Consider the following 15,268-nt stretch of genomic DNA (forward strand, 5'->3'; position numbering starts at 1 on the left):
AAAATAAAGGCACGGAAATTGTGAAGCAGATCTATACTATAAAAAGTTATGAAAGCAGTTGTCATTACACATCCGGGCGGACCGGAAGTTTTAGAAATCCAGGAGCGGCCAATTCCAGATTGTAAAGCAGATGAAGTTTTAATCAAGGTTTACGCAGCAGGAATTAATCGTCCTGATGTTTTTCAACGGAAAGGAAATTATCCGCCTCCTCCGGGTGCTCCTCAGGATATTCCTGGTTTGGAAGTAGCCGGAACTATTGAGAAAACCGGAGCGGACGTAACGAATTGGAAAGTTGGCGATGCCGTTTGCGCATTACTGGCCGGCGGTGGTTATGCGGAATATGCGGTTGTCAACGCCCAACATTGTTTGCCAATTCCGTCCGGATTTTCTTTTGTACAGGCGGCTTCATTACCCGAAACTGTTTACACTGTTTGGCATAATGTATTTCAAAAAGGAAAACTCCAAAGCAGTGAAAATCTTTTGGTACATGGCGGAAGCAGCGGAATTGGTATCACAGCGATTCAATTGGCAAAAGGTTTTGGTGCAAAAGTTTTTGCTACGGCCGGGTCGTATGAAAAATGCGAGGCTTGTGTCTCACTTGGTGCTGATTTGTGTATCAATTACAAAAAAGAAGATTTTGAAGAGGTACTTAAAAAGGAAGGTGTTGATGTGATTCTGGATATGGTTGGTGGAGATTATATTCCCAAAAATTTAAGATTACTGCGTGTTGACGGCCGTATGGTTTTTATCAATACCATGAAAGGAAACAAGGCCGAAGGTGTAGATTTTGGATTGATTATGAAAAACCGGTTGACAATTACCGGAAGTACGCTTCGTAACAGAGATGTGACTTTTAAGGCTGAATTGACAAAAGAAATCCTGGAAAATGTCTGGCCTTTATTGGAAAACGGGAAATTTAAACCTGTGATTTATCGTGAATTTCCATTGGAAGAAGCCGCAAAAGCCCATGAATTGATGGAAAGCAGTGATCATATCGGGAAGATTATTTTGACAAATTCCTGGTAAAATCTGGTAGAAGAAGGGAGCGGAAATCCAAGCTGTGCAGGAAAGAACAAATAATATTTTACCTTGTAAAGAGTGCAGGCATATAAAAAAACTTTATAACTTATATTCCATGCTGACTGATAATTAAATAAGGTTCGCTAAATGTGAACTTTGTTTAATAGATTTGTGGTTATGAGAATATACTCACTTAAAACACTTAAAGTATTTTGGGACAAGCATCCTGATGCTCAAATTAACTTGCTTCATTGGTATGGTAAAATTGCTAAGCAATCTTATAACACTCCTCAAAGTCTTACTGATCAGTTTAAAGGTGCGGACTATGTAGATAATGAAAGGATAGTCTTTAATATTTGCCGCAATAAGTACCGACTAATTGCGGCTTTTAATTATGAATTCCAATTATGCTATATCAAGTTTATCGGGACACACAAAGAATACGATAAGGTTGACGCCAAAACAATTGAAGTTTAATTTAAATATACTCATGGAAACGATCATACCAATCAAAACAGAGCAGGAATATGATCTTGCACTTAAACAAATGGAAAATGTGTTCTCTGCATCAAAAAACACACCTGAGGGAGATAAGCTGGAAATATTGGCACTGCTAATTGCTGATTATGAAGCACGGAACTATCCAATCAGACAATTATCACCAATTGAAGCTCTAAAAGCTGAAATGGAAGAACAAGGATTAACTCAAAGCAACCTGGCTGAGCGTTTTGGCATGAGCAAAGGAGCAATTTCTGAAATCATTAATGGTAAAAAACAGATGAGCGTAAGATTTATGAAGTTTTTGCACAAGGACCTTGGAATTCCAGCTGATATTTTGCTTGCTTGAATGTAAATATTTTAATTAACACAGACTACTCTCCTCATTATCAACAAAGAAACGATAGTTTTTTTAGCTCCATAAAAATTCCCACATAGTAACTTATCAATAACGAATTCTCCTTGCTTCCCTTCTCATAAACCAGACGAGCGTAATGAAAATCAGCGTGTAAAAATAAAAGGAATCATTGTAAGGCGAACTGACCAGATATAATTGATTATTGCTGAATGCGTGAATCAGGGTGGTTAAATAGATATTGTCTGTCATAAAATACACGAAAAAGTAGGCCATTCCGTAAAAAAAGGCGCTTATGAGCGGAAAAGCCAGTTCTGAAAAAGAGGTATGATCCCGGAAAATATAAGCAGAAACGTGTGAAAGACTGAAGACGAGAGCGACACCTACGGCCAAAACTATTAATTGCTGTCTTGAAATTCCTTTCTTTTCTGCATAATGAACCGGAAGAAAACGGAAGATAAATTCCTCAATTAAAGCAGCCGGAACAGAATTCAATAAAAATATGAAAAGGTATTTTCTAACTCTTGAAGATGTTGGATAATCGATTGAGAGTCCGGTTGCATAATGTACCCATACCTGAGTTAAAATCCAGACTGCAAATCCCGCAAACAATCCGATCAGAAGTTTCTTTTTACTAAAAAGAATCCTGGCAGAAATATCTTTGAAGTAAGGTTTTACCAAACCGGCAAGAATGACTGACTGAAAGGCAAAAAATATTATTCCTAAAACGATTGCCTGCGGCCATTTTTTTAAAATATTTTGAGCCCATTCTGTAATGAAAATCAGGCTAATGGTGTTAGCTAATAGACAGCATATCAGAATAATTTTTGCCAGAACTTTTAATCTCATGCGTATTGGTCAGAAGCTGTTGGTAATAAAAAAAACAGAAAAAAATGAAACGAATTGGTTAAAAACAAGATGCGTTTCTCCCCTCACAACAATCACCTGAAATAAGAATAGTATTCGTTTTTTCGTTTAAATTTAATGGAAATCATCGTGTCGATGAGCTAATTCAAAAAAAGATGGCAACAAAAATTAAAGAAATTTCAGCAGCCAGTATCACAGAAATGTATATTCATTACTGTCTGGAAAATAATGAAAATCCAAAATCGGTTTATCTGTTTTGTAAAAGAAACGGAATTGTTGAAAAAGAATTTTACGCTTATTTCTCATCCATCGAAGCGATTGAAAAATCGGTTTTTATCAGCTTTCATAAACTGACACTGGAATTGATGAGCAAAAGCGCTGATTCCGAGTCGCTTGGCTTTCGGGATAAATTGCTGACCTATTATTATACATTCTTTGAAATTCTGACAGCCAACAGAAGTTATGTTGTTTTCGCTTTAAAAGGCGATAAGAGCAAGCTGAACGGAATGATGAAATTGAAAGAATTCCGGTCCTATTTCAAATCATTTATCACGGCAAGCAGTCAGGGATATCTGAAAGTGAAAAGTGAGCGAATCCAGAAATTACAACAGGATGGGTTGGAAGAAGGAGCATGGGTCCAGTTACTGGTAACACTAAGATTCTGGCTTGATGATGAATCGGTTGGGTTTGAAAAGACAGATCTTTTCATCGAAAAATCAATCCGTGCGACATTTGACCTGATTAACATTACACCGTTGGAAAGTGTGATCGATTTTGGTAAATTTTTAATTAAAGAAAAATTACGGTAGTGAATGGAAACCATAGACAGCATACCTACTTCAAAAATTCAGCGTGCATCCAAATTGATTACAACCGGTGTTAAAATCGGTGGGAATTATTTAAAATATTACGGTGAGAAGATCACAAATCCTGAATCTGCACGGGATAACCTGAATACGAATAATGCAGAAGATATTTACGACGGACTGAAAAACCTGAAAGGAAGTGCATTGAAACTGGCTCAAATGCTTAGCATGGAGAAAAGTTTTATGCCACAGGCTTACGTTGAAAAATTCTCTCTTTCGCAGTTTTCTGTACCGCCGTTGTCGGCTCCTTTGGTCATTAAAACATTCCGAAAGTATTTTGGCAAATCGCCGCTAGATCTTTTTGATACATTTAATGCAAATGCGATAAATGCTGCAAGTATCGGACAAGTACATAAAGCAACTGCAAACGGCAAGGAACTGGCAGTGAAAATCCAGTATCCGGGTGTTGCAGAAAGTATCACTTCGGATCTTGCGCTGGTAAAACCGATCGCGATGAGAATGTTCAATATCCAGAGTAAGGATTCGGACAAATATTTTCAGGAGGTTGAAACCAAGCTGACGGAGGAAACAAATTACATCCTGGAAATTGCTCAAAGTAAGGAAATCGGTGAGGCGTGTTCGCATATTCCAAATCTTCGTTTTCCAAAATATTATGAGGAGTTTTCTTCGGAGCGTGTGATCACGATGGACTGGATGACGGGAATTCACCTTTCCGAATTTGTAAAAACAAATCCTTCACAAGAGGCTTCTGATAAAATCGGACAGGCACTTTGGGACTTTTATATGTTCCAGGTTCATCAGTTGAGGAAAGTTCATGCTGATCCGCATCCTGGAAATTTCCTGGTTGATAAGGACGAAAACCTGATCGCTATCGATTTTGGTTGTATGAAAGAAATTCCGGAAGATTTCTACACGCCTTATTTCGAGCTTGCTGAAAAGGAAAATATGAATGATCCTGAAATTTTCAGAAACAAATTATTTGAGCTGGAAATTCTGACGGATAAAGATACGCCTGAAGAAACCGCTTACTTTTCAAAACTTTTCCACGAAATTCTGACTTTGTTCACCGAACCTTTCCAGGTTGAAGAGTTTGATTTTGCGGATGAAGTTTTCTTTGCAAGACTGGTGGAATTGGGCGAAAAATATGCCAATGACAAGAATTTGAGAAAAATGAATGTGAACCGTGGTTCAAAACATTTTATCTATATCAATCGTACGTTTTTCGGTTTGTTCAGCTTGCTACACGAACTGAAGGCGAAGGTTAGCATCAATCAATATGTTTCTTTGACGTAAAGAAAATAGATTTTTAAAAATGCGTGATGTCGAAAGATATCACGCATTTTTTTGTGTCTTCAAAGTAATTTTTTAAGGCAAACACTGATTTCCAGGTCGTCGTATTGGTTATAATTTTCAATGATCTTGTAACCGTATTTCTGGTAAAGCTTTATTGCATTCGGCTGGCCTTTTCCGGTTTCCAACACAGCTTCTTCGTATCCCAATTCTTTCGCCCATTTCTCTAACTCTGCCAGGATAGCGGAGGCAACTCCTTTTCCTCTTTGATTTTCTTTGATAAACATGCGTTTTATTTCGACGGTTTTATCATTGAAAATCTTGAAACATCCGCAGCCGACGGGCTCTTCATTTTCATAGGCTAAGACAACTGTTGGCAGGCCGGTAATTCTGTTATATTCTTCGTAATCTTCCGGATTAGTATTGTAAATTTTACATAGCTCAATATCCAGTTCTCCGGTTAACTTTTGAAAATCTATGTTGTCGCTGTTGGTTCTTAGAAGCATTTTGTTTAAACGTAGCGTTAGGAGGGTTTAGCGCGGAGTTACACAGATTAAATTTAAAAAAAAACTCAGCGTAACTCCGCGCTGAACTCCCTTAACACTGCGTTTAACTTTTCACCATTTCTTTTTTAACCCCCATTTTCACCTTCGGTTTTTTACTTTTCTTTCTTCTTCCCCACCAGATAATAAATCCGGTTACCGGCAGACTAGCCGTGATGGCTGAGATAATGAAAGCCAATATTTTCCCGGGCAAGCCAATAATCGCACCAATATGGATATCGTAATTCATCCTCATGATTTTGTTTGCCAAAGTCAGCTCGTCATGATATCTGCCGAAATTATGCGTTACCGGAATTTCCTTTAAACTATACTGATCATAATAAATATAATCAGCTTTGTAAAAAGTACCTGCGACAGGATTGGTAACGGCAGCAATCGTAGATTTTGCTGTTTCCGGATAATGCATTTCAATTGTTTGTGCAGCCGGATATTCAGCCATTGTCTTTTTCCAAAGGAAATCGATGGCAGGAATTTTTTTATTAGGATCTGGTTTTCCGACCGATTCCGCTTCATAAAATGGCGTCATGGTTTGTCCGCCCGAAGTTGCCCAATAAACACTTTTTGAGAACCATTGAAAACCCATAATCAGACCTGTGCAAGCGATGATAAGCGCAATGGGAATACTATAAAATCCTAACACATTATGTAGATCGTAATTTTTTCTTCTCCACTGGGCATTCCATTTTACTTTAAATCTTTGCTTCAAAGCCGCTTTATTTTTTGGCCACCAAAGTACCAGACCTGAAAGAAGCATGAAAACAAAAATCAACGTTGCTGATGCGGCAATTGGCTGACCGATTGTCGGTGGAAGCCATAAATAGTAATGTCCCATCAGAATGAACCGGAAGAAATCACTATCCATATTTCTCGTTTCCAGTATTTCGCCGGTGTACGGATTGGCATACATCAGATAATAATATTCCGGGTCAAAATTGAAAAAAGTGATTACCGCAGCCGTTTTGCTATCACCATATTGTACGCTGTGGATTTTCTTGTTTGGCAATTCTTTTTCCGCAATAACCCTGAATGTAGAAGGAGCCAGGAAAGGTTTATGCTGAGGTTCAACAAAACGGAAAGACTGTGTAGCGTCCTGGATTTCTTGTTGGAATCCGTAAATACAACCCGTTACAGCCAGGATGAATACAATTATTCCGGAGCCGATTCCTAGCCAGAGGTGAAGAAAATGTAAGACCTTTTTCATGGTGATTGAGTTATAAATCGCTGCAACAAATTTTTAACACGAATCCCGTATTCCGGTTTTTGGCCAGAATACGGGAAGGAAATGATATTGGTTTTACTTAGAAAATCAGTCTGGTTTTATTAAAACCGGAAAGAAACGCTGGCAGTAAAACTTCTTAGTTTTTGTGGATTAATGGATGAATATCCGATCCAGTATTTTTTGTCTGTAATGTTATCCACTTTCACCCCGAATCTGAATTTCGATTGTTCGTAAAAAGCAGTTGCGTTCAAAATTGTATATTCCGGCAGGATGAAAACACCCTGGCTTCTTGTGTTCACCACTTTATTATCACTTGCATAGTTTCCACCAAAGCCAAATCCAAGACCGCGAACCATTCCCTCAGGAATCCGGTAGCTGATCCAAAGGTTTCCAAGATATGGAGACATGGCAGTAGCAGGACGAAGACCAACAACATCTTCATCTGCTTTTTCATATTTCGAATCGTTGTAAGCAAAACCGGCAACCACGTTCAAACCACGTAACGGATGCGCGATTACTTCTGCTTCAAAACCTTTGCTCCGCTGCGTTCCATCCTGAATAGAGAAGTTTGGATGAGCAATATCAGCACGGATCAGATTCGAAACCTGAATGTCGTAATAACTTAAAGTAGTAGTCAGTTTTCCGTTGAATGCGTTAATTTTTACACCACCTTCTGCCTGGTTAGCATGTTCGGGCTCGAAAGCTGCTCCATCAAAACTATTTCCTGCCTGATTGGTAAACCCGTTTTGATAGTTAGCAAAAATCGAAACAACATCTTTAATCGGCATATAAATCAGACCAAATTTTGGAGAAAAGGATGTTTGGTTATAACCACCTGTCCTTTTACCTGTTACAATGCTGTAATTTCCTTTGTTGTCAAAATAATCGATACGTAATCCTGCGGAAACGATCAATTTATCTGTGATATTCAATACATCCGACACATAAGCGCTGTATGTATTGTTGATGAAGTTGTAAGGATAATCAAAACCTTTGCCTGCCTGATATGCTGCCTTCAAGGTATTAAGATTGAATTGTCCGTATGTTGGAATATCACCCGTTGCCGCTATTGTATCAATGGTTACACCTGTGAAGTATTGATCTGCAACCCGGTGGAAGAAATCAAGGCCACCTACAAAGCGGTTTCTCATGCCCGCAATCTGGAAATCACCGTTAAAATTTTGTTGAATTTCCGTCACACGATCCTTGCTATTTTCCGTCGCCTGGTCATTACGTGACAGATAACCATTTCCAATGTCCGTCGAAACGCCTGTTACAGCCGATTTACTTAGTAAGTAGAAGTATGGATTTACACCGTCTGAGTAACTATTTGTAGCAGTAAAGTTGGTCGATGAAGTCCAGCTATCAGAAATCTTGTAATTCATCTGACCGAAGAAATTCGCATTTCTTGATTTCTGAGAAAGATCACCACGAGAATAAGAACGTTTGTAATCAATATCCAGTTTATCCGCGCTGTTCACACCAAGCGCTGCAATTGTTCCTCCGAATGGAAAGAAAATAATGGTATTCCCCTGATTTTGTCCGTCGTAAAATTCTGCATCAAGATTGAAAGATAATTTATCATTCACCTTATAAGATAGACTTGGAGCCAAGGTGAACATTTTTCCAAAACCGTTGTCCTGGAAACTTCCTTCATAATTGTAAGCTGTATTAACACGCATAAGAATATTTTTCGCTGAATCCAGCGGAGTGTTTACATCAGCGCTGATACGGTTAAAACCAAAACTTCCGGTTGAATAAGCAACCTCGCCTCCGAATTTTGCAAATGGTTTCTTCGTAACGCGATTGATCAACCCACCGTAAGAAGTTAACGCGTTTCCGAATAAGGTCGCCGACGGGCCTTTTATTACTTCAACACTTTCAAGGTTTGCTGCATCAATTTTAGTGGAAACATTTCCAGCAATACCGTTTCTCAATTTACTTTGTAAAATGAAACCGCGTGAGTTGTAATAACTTCCTCCGTCACCGCTTCGGCCCGTTGCTTCCCACATTTTGCTGATACCCGGCGCATTTTTAAGCGCATCATCAATGCTGAAAACAAGCTGTTCTTTCATCAGCTCTCTTGTGATGGTTGTGTAAACCTGAGAGTTTTCCAGATTTTTCAAGTTCATTTTAGAAACATATTCGCTTGATTCGCGTTGCAGTTTTCCTTGTGCGGTGATCACCACTTCGCTAAATGTTTTTGCATTTTCTGCCAAAGTAATGTCTGGCAAAACAGTGGTTTCTCCTGATTTTATGTCAACGGCAACTTCTTTTGTTTCCAATCCAATGAAGGAAGCGATCAGGATATATTTTCCTGCTTCGATATTTTTGATTTCGTATTCTCCTTTTGCATTCGCTGTTGAGCCTTTGGAAAGTCCTTTCAATCCTACATTTACAAACTCCGCACCTACGCCGTCGGATGTCCGGATTGTCCCTTTAATTCTTCCTGTTGCTTGTGAAAATGCGCTATTTGAAATCAGCCAGATGGCCAATACCAAAGTGAAAGTAAACGTTAAGTGTTTCATCAGATATTTCGCCTTGTATATAATTAGTCTTAATAAGAGGCAAAGCTATTGATTGATTAGATTGAATCCAAATAAAAATTATGGTTCTTCTAATAATCTAAAAGTAGATTTGGAAAGTAATGTAATTGTGCAGGATCGAATTATTTTATACGGAAACGGAAGAAAAGCTGGCCGTTTAAAGTTCTCAGTGGAGTAGAAGTAACGGAAACATCCGTGAGTGGAACAATAAGATTTGCTCCAACCTGGAACCGGCCGGGATTGAAGATAATGCCGGTTTTGAAGGTGATAATATTGGTTTGAAGAAAGTTTATAAGATCCGGTTTTTTCAAAGTAACCATTGAGACAGGAATAATTTTTCCGGCATAATTTTGGAGATTTCCCTGAAACAAAGCTTTTTGCAATTTGCTATATCCGAACCCACCGGAGATTGCCCAGCTGGAATAGAACCTGTAATTGTATTGTAAAGAAAAATTCAATCCCACCGCTTTGATCATATTCGTGTTTTTCGTTGCGATGAAGATGGAATCTGCTTTTTGATGAATTAGCTTGTTTCCACCAAAATAGGATTGGTGAGGTAAAAAACTAAATGTCACAGATTGTCTTTCACTCAGATCTTTGCTAATCCAGATGCCCGGAATAAGTAGCAGATAAGGTTTGCTAATGCTATCCGCTCCGCTTAAAATATATTTCGTGTTTTTAAATGAAGTCGTTGCATTCCATTCCAATCCCGCGTGAAGTGTTTTTAATATCGGTTTTCTGGACTTTGTTTTTGGGTTTTCCTCTTTTTTGCTTTCAGGTTTTGCAGGAACTTGTACCATCCGGCTTTTTTCCGGACCAGAGAAACGGGTTGATCTCGGATTCAGATTTTTTACTGGAAATGAGAGCTTACCGGTTGATTTAATATTGTTTATGTTTTCCAGGGAATTGGTTTTTTCTTTAAAATATGCAGTTTGATTTCCTGCCGGACCAAAAGATTTTTCCGAAGTAGTGTTGCCGGATTTCGCTTCTTTCAAGCTTGAAACCTGCTCATTCCTTCTGATACTTTCGGGTAATCTGTTTGATACGATTCTTTTGTTGATCTTTTTCTTTAATGTGTTTTCAAAATGATCAGCTTTCTCGGCTATCGAAACCGCCTTATTTTCGACGTTTTGCTTAAACGAGGTATTCGTTTTTCCATCTGATAATGTTGTTTCGGAATTGTTAGTTAAATCAGAATTATTGGCTTAATTTTTGCTAACCGCGAAAGGTTTGAAATTTGTTTTATCGTTTGTTAATGAACCAGTTATAGTGTTATTTTCAATGTTGGCTGCACTATTTGATAAACTGTCTTTTCGCATAATCTGTTTTTCAGGGATGTTTGTTTTGATTTCTTCAAGTGCATCATTGAATACAATACTATCTCCTGATTTTTGCTCCAGATTCGATTTTATGTTTGTTTTTTCTTTTTTATTTTCGGGAAGTACCAGCCATGTGGCAGTTACAATCGCTACTCCAGACAAGAATCCTAACCCATATTTTAAAAAGTACTTGAACTTACCAACGTTTTGTAACTGTGGATCCGGAACGGAAGTCTGCCCCAACATATCATTCAATTGTCCCCACGCGTCATCCGCCTGAACTTCCGGTTCAGGTAATTTACCGTTAAGGTATTTTTTGATATGTGGGTTTTTCTTGCTCACAAGTTCTTAAATCGACTTTTCAAATATAATTTTTAGTCTGCTGCGACTTTCACTCAAATGCCATTTCACTGTTCCCTCACTAATATTTAACGCTTCTGCAATTTCCTTAACCGAAAATCCATCCAGATAAAAAAGACTGGAAACCCGTCGTGTTGCCATGGGCAGCTGACTCATGTAAACTTCTATATCATCATATTCCAGTTCCTGAAACGGGTTTTCCGTTGCTTCAAAAAACATATTTTCCTTAATCTCATCGTAATCAAAATGCTGTGTTTTCTTATCCCGAAGCAAAGTCAGCGCGGCATTTCTAACGGTCGTATACATCCAGTTGAAAAACTCACCTTTTGCCGCATCGTATTGATCCAGATTTTTAAAAACCTTCATCATTCCGTTATTAATGGCCGTTACGATATCGTGTTTATCGTCAAAAAAATTTCTGCATAAAGCAAATAGGACAGGGTAAAACTGACGATACAGTTTCTCCTGACTCTGACGCTCTTTTCGTCGGCAACCGGCTAATATTTTCTGTAAGTCGTCCAATCTTATGCTCCAAACGCCGGCAAAGTTGAGTATTTGCCGGCGTGAATTTTTGGTAGGTTTACGTTACAATGTCTTCGTCGTGAAAATTACGCCATCATCATAAGGCCATGTGAACTGGTAATTTCCACCATTTCTTGTAAAAGATCCTTTATAATTTTTTCCGTTAAAAGTGATTTCAAGATTATAATTCTTGCCGTCTACTATCGGCTCATTGGTATAAATGTATTGTTTCAGTTTCCCCTTTTCGGTAGTACAACCTGCTCTGATGACAACCTTCCTAAAATCATACACAAATGTATCCTCGACCTTATCTCGGGAAAAGAACAAATAATTATCTGTGCATTGATAAGTGTTTTTTGTTTCGGCATAAAATTCAAGATGAAAGGTAGAGTCTGCGAATGTGATGGGTGTTAGACTAATAACATCATCCAAATCAAAATCTTGTTGTTTATCAATGTTGGTGTTTCCGGGATCGGTAATGACGATATCAACTGTAAAAGAAATGGAATCCTGAGAAATACTATCCAGAGCGGTAACGGTGTAATTACCGGATTGAGGGAAATAAATAGCTGCAGTGGTATCACTTTTGGCTATTCTGACATTTTGCGCGGGTGAAACTTTCCACTGAAAATTGATTGGGGATAATCCGTTTTGTAATACAAAAAGAATGGGTTTGCCTTTTTCTATACTGGTATTACTGGCAACTTTTATTTCTTCCAGCTTGGAAGTTTCAATTTTGTCAGCGGAATTATCCGAATCAAGATCGTTTCTTTCACAAGCCACCAGCTGAATGAGCGCCAGCAAAATCATTCCAATTACCAATTTTCCTTGTTTCATGACCATTTGAAGTTAAGTTTAAAGAATGACAGAAACTTTCGCTGTCAATAAAATAAACTACAAAGGGTATGCGTGAGGTTGGGTCGGAGAAGGAAAAAACTTATTTTAATTTTTTTGCGAGCTGCTGATTCAGGATTTTCGATATTTCCTCATGCTCTTTGTAAACCATCAAATGTCCGCCACCTTCAATAATAACATCCGGTTTTACAATTTTCAACGGAATAAGCCGGTCGGCCGAGCCGTGAATATGGTATAAATTTTCAGCCCTGCTCGGATGTTTCCAATCGGTCATACGGGTAAGTGCCCACTTTAAAAATTTACTATCCGTATCATGAAGGATTTGTTTTAAAAGTGTTTTTAATTCAGGAGTATCAGCGCCGAAATATTTGTAGGTATATGAATTTGTAGATTTCAATATTGGTGCAGCAAATGGACTAGCCAGGAGGACTTTAATCAAACCACGATTAAATTTAGAAATGGGAATATTGGTAGGCATGCTTGAAATCAATATAATCTGCTCCGGACGAATAATCTCCGCAATTTCCGAAGCCATAATGCCGCCAAAAGACAACCCGACTAACTGGAATGGTTTGGTCGTATCCATTTGTGCAATTAACCTTTGCGCATAACTATGCAGTGGCTCTTTTTTCTTGGGGGAAATCCATTCAATATAATGAACATCACAACGATCATCCAGTTTTAGTTTATCAAAAACACGTTTATCCGCTCCCAAGCCACTTAGAAAATAGACATTCATTTTTGTGGATTCGGTTGTTATCGGTTTTATAATTTCTGTTTGAGAAACGGATTTTTCTGAGGAAATCAAAGGAGAAAATAAGGTTAAGATTAGGGTAAGGTAAAGCATATTTTTAATGCATCTGTTGAAAATGAACTTTATATATGTACGAAGCCAAGTTCAGGAAAGATTAAAAAAGGGTTTCACGCAAAGCAAAAAAGTTAAGGGCAAAGATCGCAAAGCTTCTACTTCGCGTCCTTTGCCCTTTTTTCTTATCTTCTTTGCATGAAACCCTTCTTTAAGACTTACTTCACAAAACTATATCTCAATCCGCCCATCAGCCATCTTCCCGGCATTTTCGCTCCTAATAAATCACTGTATTTGGTATCACCCAAATTATCCGCCTGTACAAAAACGGCTAATGTTTTTTTCAAAATAGCATATTCAGCTTTGGCATTCAACACAAAATAATCTCTGGAAATAGTCGCTTCAATAGCTGATGCTTCACGTTTTGCGCGGTTTTTATAAATTCCGTTGACGCTAAGTGAAAAATTGGAATATTGATAAAGTACCGAGAAATTGCCTAAAAATTTGGCGTGAGAAGAAATGTAAAATGAAGTCGTTTCACTGCTTTCACTATTCAACCAGGTAAGTCCGGTTGTCCACCACAATTTTTGATTATCTGCAATAGTTTTGGAATACTGGATATCCAATTCAGCACCGGTAGTATTAACGCTGGCAATGTTTTTTGCCAATGCATAAGTTCCGGTTGGAGAGAGATTATCCTTCCGAGGCATCTGCGCATAAGGCGAGGAGGTATAGTCGATCAGATTGCTTTGCCTACGCTGAAAAACAGTTCCTGAAAGTTTCAGATTCGTTAAAAACCAGTCTGCACCAGCCTCGTAACTGAATGAAGTTTCCGCTTTCAATGCCGGGTCGCCAACGCTACTTCCGTTGCTTACGATTGGTTTTTGGTAATTGTTATAACGTTCAGTAAAATCGGCGTCACGTATTGTTTTTCCAGCACTTCCGCGTAATTGCCAGTTGTCTTTTTTGTATGATAAATTAACCTGCGGAACGGCTTCTGTGCCAATATGTTCCCTCCAGTCAAAACGGATGGAAGGACTTACTGTCAAGTTTTCTCCAATTCTTTGGGACAGAGTGATAAAAGGAGCAAGCTGGTTTATGGAATGATTTCCACGGTCGTTGGAAGCAATATTTTTATTTTGGTAATTCAAACCCGCAACCAGACTGGTGCTGGAAGTGACAGTTTGCTGCCAGGTTACCAATCCCTGCCAAAGTTTGGATTTGCTGTTATTTTTAATAGACAGGGAATTGAACAGGTATTGATCTTCAACAAATTTGTATCCTGCATCAAATGAAAATGCAGATTTCCCTTTTTTGTAACCCAGTTTCACCTGGTTCCAAAGTGTCTTTACCTGCTCATTTGCTGTATCAGATTTTGCGGCAGTATAAAAATTTTGCCCTGCAAAATCGCGGTGATCGAAGGAAGATCTGACTGCCAGGTTCCAGGCAGGAGAAAATGCGTAATTTGCAGAAAGTGACGCCGTATTATTGTGGAAATAACCTTTTGTGCCGCGTTGTTGGACGCCATCGGCATTATTGGATATGAGTCCACCGGAGACTGCCAGCTTATTTCGCTGAACAAATGCACCAACATTTCCTGTAAATAAACCATACTGACCACCGGCAGCGGAAGCATTTACCACTGTTTTGTTAGCACTAGGAATTGATGCATCATCACTTTTTGCAGCGAGCTTTGCAGCAAAAGTTTTTGAAACAATGTAGATAACGCCACCCACAGCCTCAGAACCGTAAATGGCAGAAGAGGCTCCTTTTAAAACTTCAATCCGTTCAATTTCGGAAGGTACGATGGGAATGTAACTGCTGAAATGGCCGGTATTCGGATCGTTCAATCGCAAACCATCCATAATGACGAGGACCTGCTGAAATGTTCCGCCTCTTAAAACGATATCACTTTGAGAACCCATTGGGCCACGCGCCTGAATTTCCAGTCCCGGGATATATCGCAACAGATCATCAATACTATGAACTGGCAAATTTTGAAATAAATCACCTTTGATCACGGCAATGTTTCGTCCACTTTCTGACGCCCGTTTTTCAATAAGCGACGAGGTAACGGTCACAGGATCCAGTGCTATTTCCTGTGCTTTGGCAACGTGTAAAACGAAAATAAAAAAGAATAAAATGTAAAACTCTGACAACTTCATAAACAATGATTTTAATAAATGCACTGCAAAGGTATTGTCTGGCCGGACTCTTCATGT

Annotated in this window: 15 protein-coding genes; 5 read left to right on the top strand and 10 right to left on the bottom strand. The window is 38.6% G+C overall.

Annotated elements, in window-relative coordinates; translation table 11 throughout:
• Positions 1-48: 48 nt before the first annotated feature.
• The 3 genes from FZF08_RS26140 to FZF08_RS26150 all read left to right on the top strand — a co-directional run bounded on the left by FZF08_RS26140 (position 49) and on the right by FZF08_RS26150 (position 1,867).
• Positions 49-1,026, top strand: coding sequence for an NAD(P)H-quinone oxidoreductase (locus tag FZF08_RS26140; RefSeq protein WP_159475861.1), 978 nt, complete (start codon positions 49-51; stop codon positions 1,024-1,026).
• A 171-nt stretch (positions 1,027-1,197) separates the two neighbouring features.
• Positions 1,198-1,497 (top strand): type II toxin-antitoxin system HigB family toxin, encoded by a 300-nt coding sequence (locus tag FZF08_RS26145; RefSeq protein WP_159475864.1) that lies wholly within the window; start codon positions 1,198-1,200, stop codon positions 1,495-1,497.
• Positions 1,498-1,510: 13 nt separating this feature from the next.
• Positions 1,511-1,867 carry a type II toxin-antitoxin system HigA family antitoxin gene (locus FZF08_RS26150; RefSeq protein ID WP_159475867.1) on the top strand — a complete coding sequence of 119 codons (357 nt, stop codon included), beginning with the start codon at positions 1,511-1,513 and terminating at the stop codon, positions 1,865-1,867.
• A gap of 96 nt (positions 1,868-1,963) precedes the next feature.
• Here FZF08_RS26150 and FZF08_RS26155 read toward each other — a convergent pair whose 3' ends face one another.
• Positions 1,964-2,722, bottom strand: a complete 759-nt coding sequence (locus tag FZF08_RS26155; protein ID WP_159475870.1) for a CPBP family intramembrane glutamic endopeptidase — start codon at positions 2,720-2,722, stop codon at positions 1,964-1,966.
• 173 nt (positions 2,723-2,895) lie between these two features.
• Between FZF08_RS26155 and FZF08_RS26160 the strand changes: the two genes are divergently transcribed.
• Positions 2,896-3,549 carry a TetR family transcriptional regulator C-terminal domain-containing protein gene (locus tag FZF08_RS26160; RefSeq protein ID WP_159475873.1) on the top strand — a complete coding sequence of 218 codons (654 nt, stop codon included), beginning with the start codon at positions 2,896-2,898 and terminating at the stop codon, positions 3,547-3,549.
• A gap of 3 nt (positions 3,550-3,552) precedes the next feature.
• Positions 3,553-4,860 (top strand): AarF/ABC1/UbiB kinase family protein, encoded by a 1,308-nt coding sequence (locus tag FZF08_RS26165; protein ID WP_159475876.1) that lies wholly within the window; start codon positions 3,553-3,555, stop codon positions 4,858-4,860.
• Between the two features lie 59 nt (positions 4,861-4,919).
• Here FZF08_RS26165 and FZF08_RS26170 read toward each other — a convergent pair whose 3' ends face one another.
• The 9 genes from FZF08_RS26170 to FZF08_RS26210 all read right to left on the bottom strand — a co-directional run bounded on the left by FZF08_RS26170 (position 4,920) and on the right by FZF08_RS26210 (position 15,211).
• Positions 4,920-5,363: a GNAT family N-acetyltransferase gene (locus FZF08_RS26170; RefSeq protein WP_159475879.1), complete on the bottom strand. Its 444-nt coding sequence runs from the start codon at positions 5,361-5,363 to the stop codon at positions 4,920-4,922.
• 103 nt (positions 5,364-5,466) lie between these two features.
• The gene (locus FZF08_RS26175; protein ID WP_200837167.1) at positions 5,467-6,621 is read right to left on the bottom strand and encodes a PepSY domain-containing protein; all 1,155 of its coding nucleotides are present in this window, start codon (positions 6,619-6,621) and stop codon (positions 5,467-5,469) included.
• A 119-nt stretch (positions 6,622-6,740) separates the two neighbouring features.
• On the bottom strand, positions 6,741-9,167 hold the full coding sequence (locus FZF08_RS26180) for a TonB-dependent receptor (RefSeq protein ID WP_159475882.1): 2,427 nt from the start codon (positions 9,165-9,167) through the stop codon (positions 6,741-6,743).
• Between the two features lie 140 nt (positions 9,168-9,307).
• Positions 9,308-10,180: a hypothetical protein gene (locus FZF08_RS26185; RefSeq protein WP_159475885.1), complete on the bottom strand. Its 873-nt coding sequence runs from the start codon at positions 10,178-10,180 to the stop codon at positions 9,308-9,310.
• A gap of 210 nt (positions 10,181-10,390) precedes the next feature.
• Positions 10,391-10,846 carry a hypothetical protein gene (locus tag FZF08_RS26190; protein WP_159475888.1) on the bottom strand — a complete coding sequence of 152 codons (456 nt, stop codon included), beginning with the start codon at positions 10,844-10,846 and terminating at the stop codon, positions 10,391-10,393.
• A 6-nt stretch (positions 10,847-10,852) separates the two neighbouring features.
• Positions 10,853-11,386, bottom strand: coding sequence for an RNA polymerase sigma factor (locus FZF08_RS26195; RefSeq protein ID WP_159475890.1), 534 nt, complete (start codon positions 11,384-11,386; stop codon positions 10,853-10,855).
• Between the two features lie 63 nt (positions 11,387-11,449).
• Positions 11,450-12,223, bottom strand: a complete 774-nt coding sequence (locus FZF08_RS26200) for a hypothetical protein (protein WP_159475892.1) — start codon at positions 12,221-12,223, stop codon at positions 11,450-11,452.
• Between the two features lie 100 nt (positions 12,224-12,323).
• Positions 12,324-13,088, bottom strand: a complete 765-nt coding sequence (locus tag FZF08_RS26205; protein ID WP_159475894.1) for an alpha/beta fold hydrolase — start codon at positions 13,086-13,088, stop codon at positions 12,324-12,326.
• A gap of 176 nt (positions 13,089-13,264) precedes the next feature.
• On the bottom strand, positions 13,265-15,211 hold the full coding sequence (locus tag FZF08_RS26210; RefSeq protein WP_159475896.1) for a TonB-dependent siderophore receptor: 1,947 nt from the start codon (positions 15,209-15,211) through the stop codon (positions 13,265-13,267).
• Between the last annotated feature and the right edge of the window lie 57 nt (positions 15,212-15,268).

Source organism: Dyadobacter sp. 3J3 (assembly GCF_009801115.1).
Classification (GTDB): Bacteria; Bacteroidota; Bacteroidia; order Cytophagales; family Spirosomataceae; genus Dyadobacter.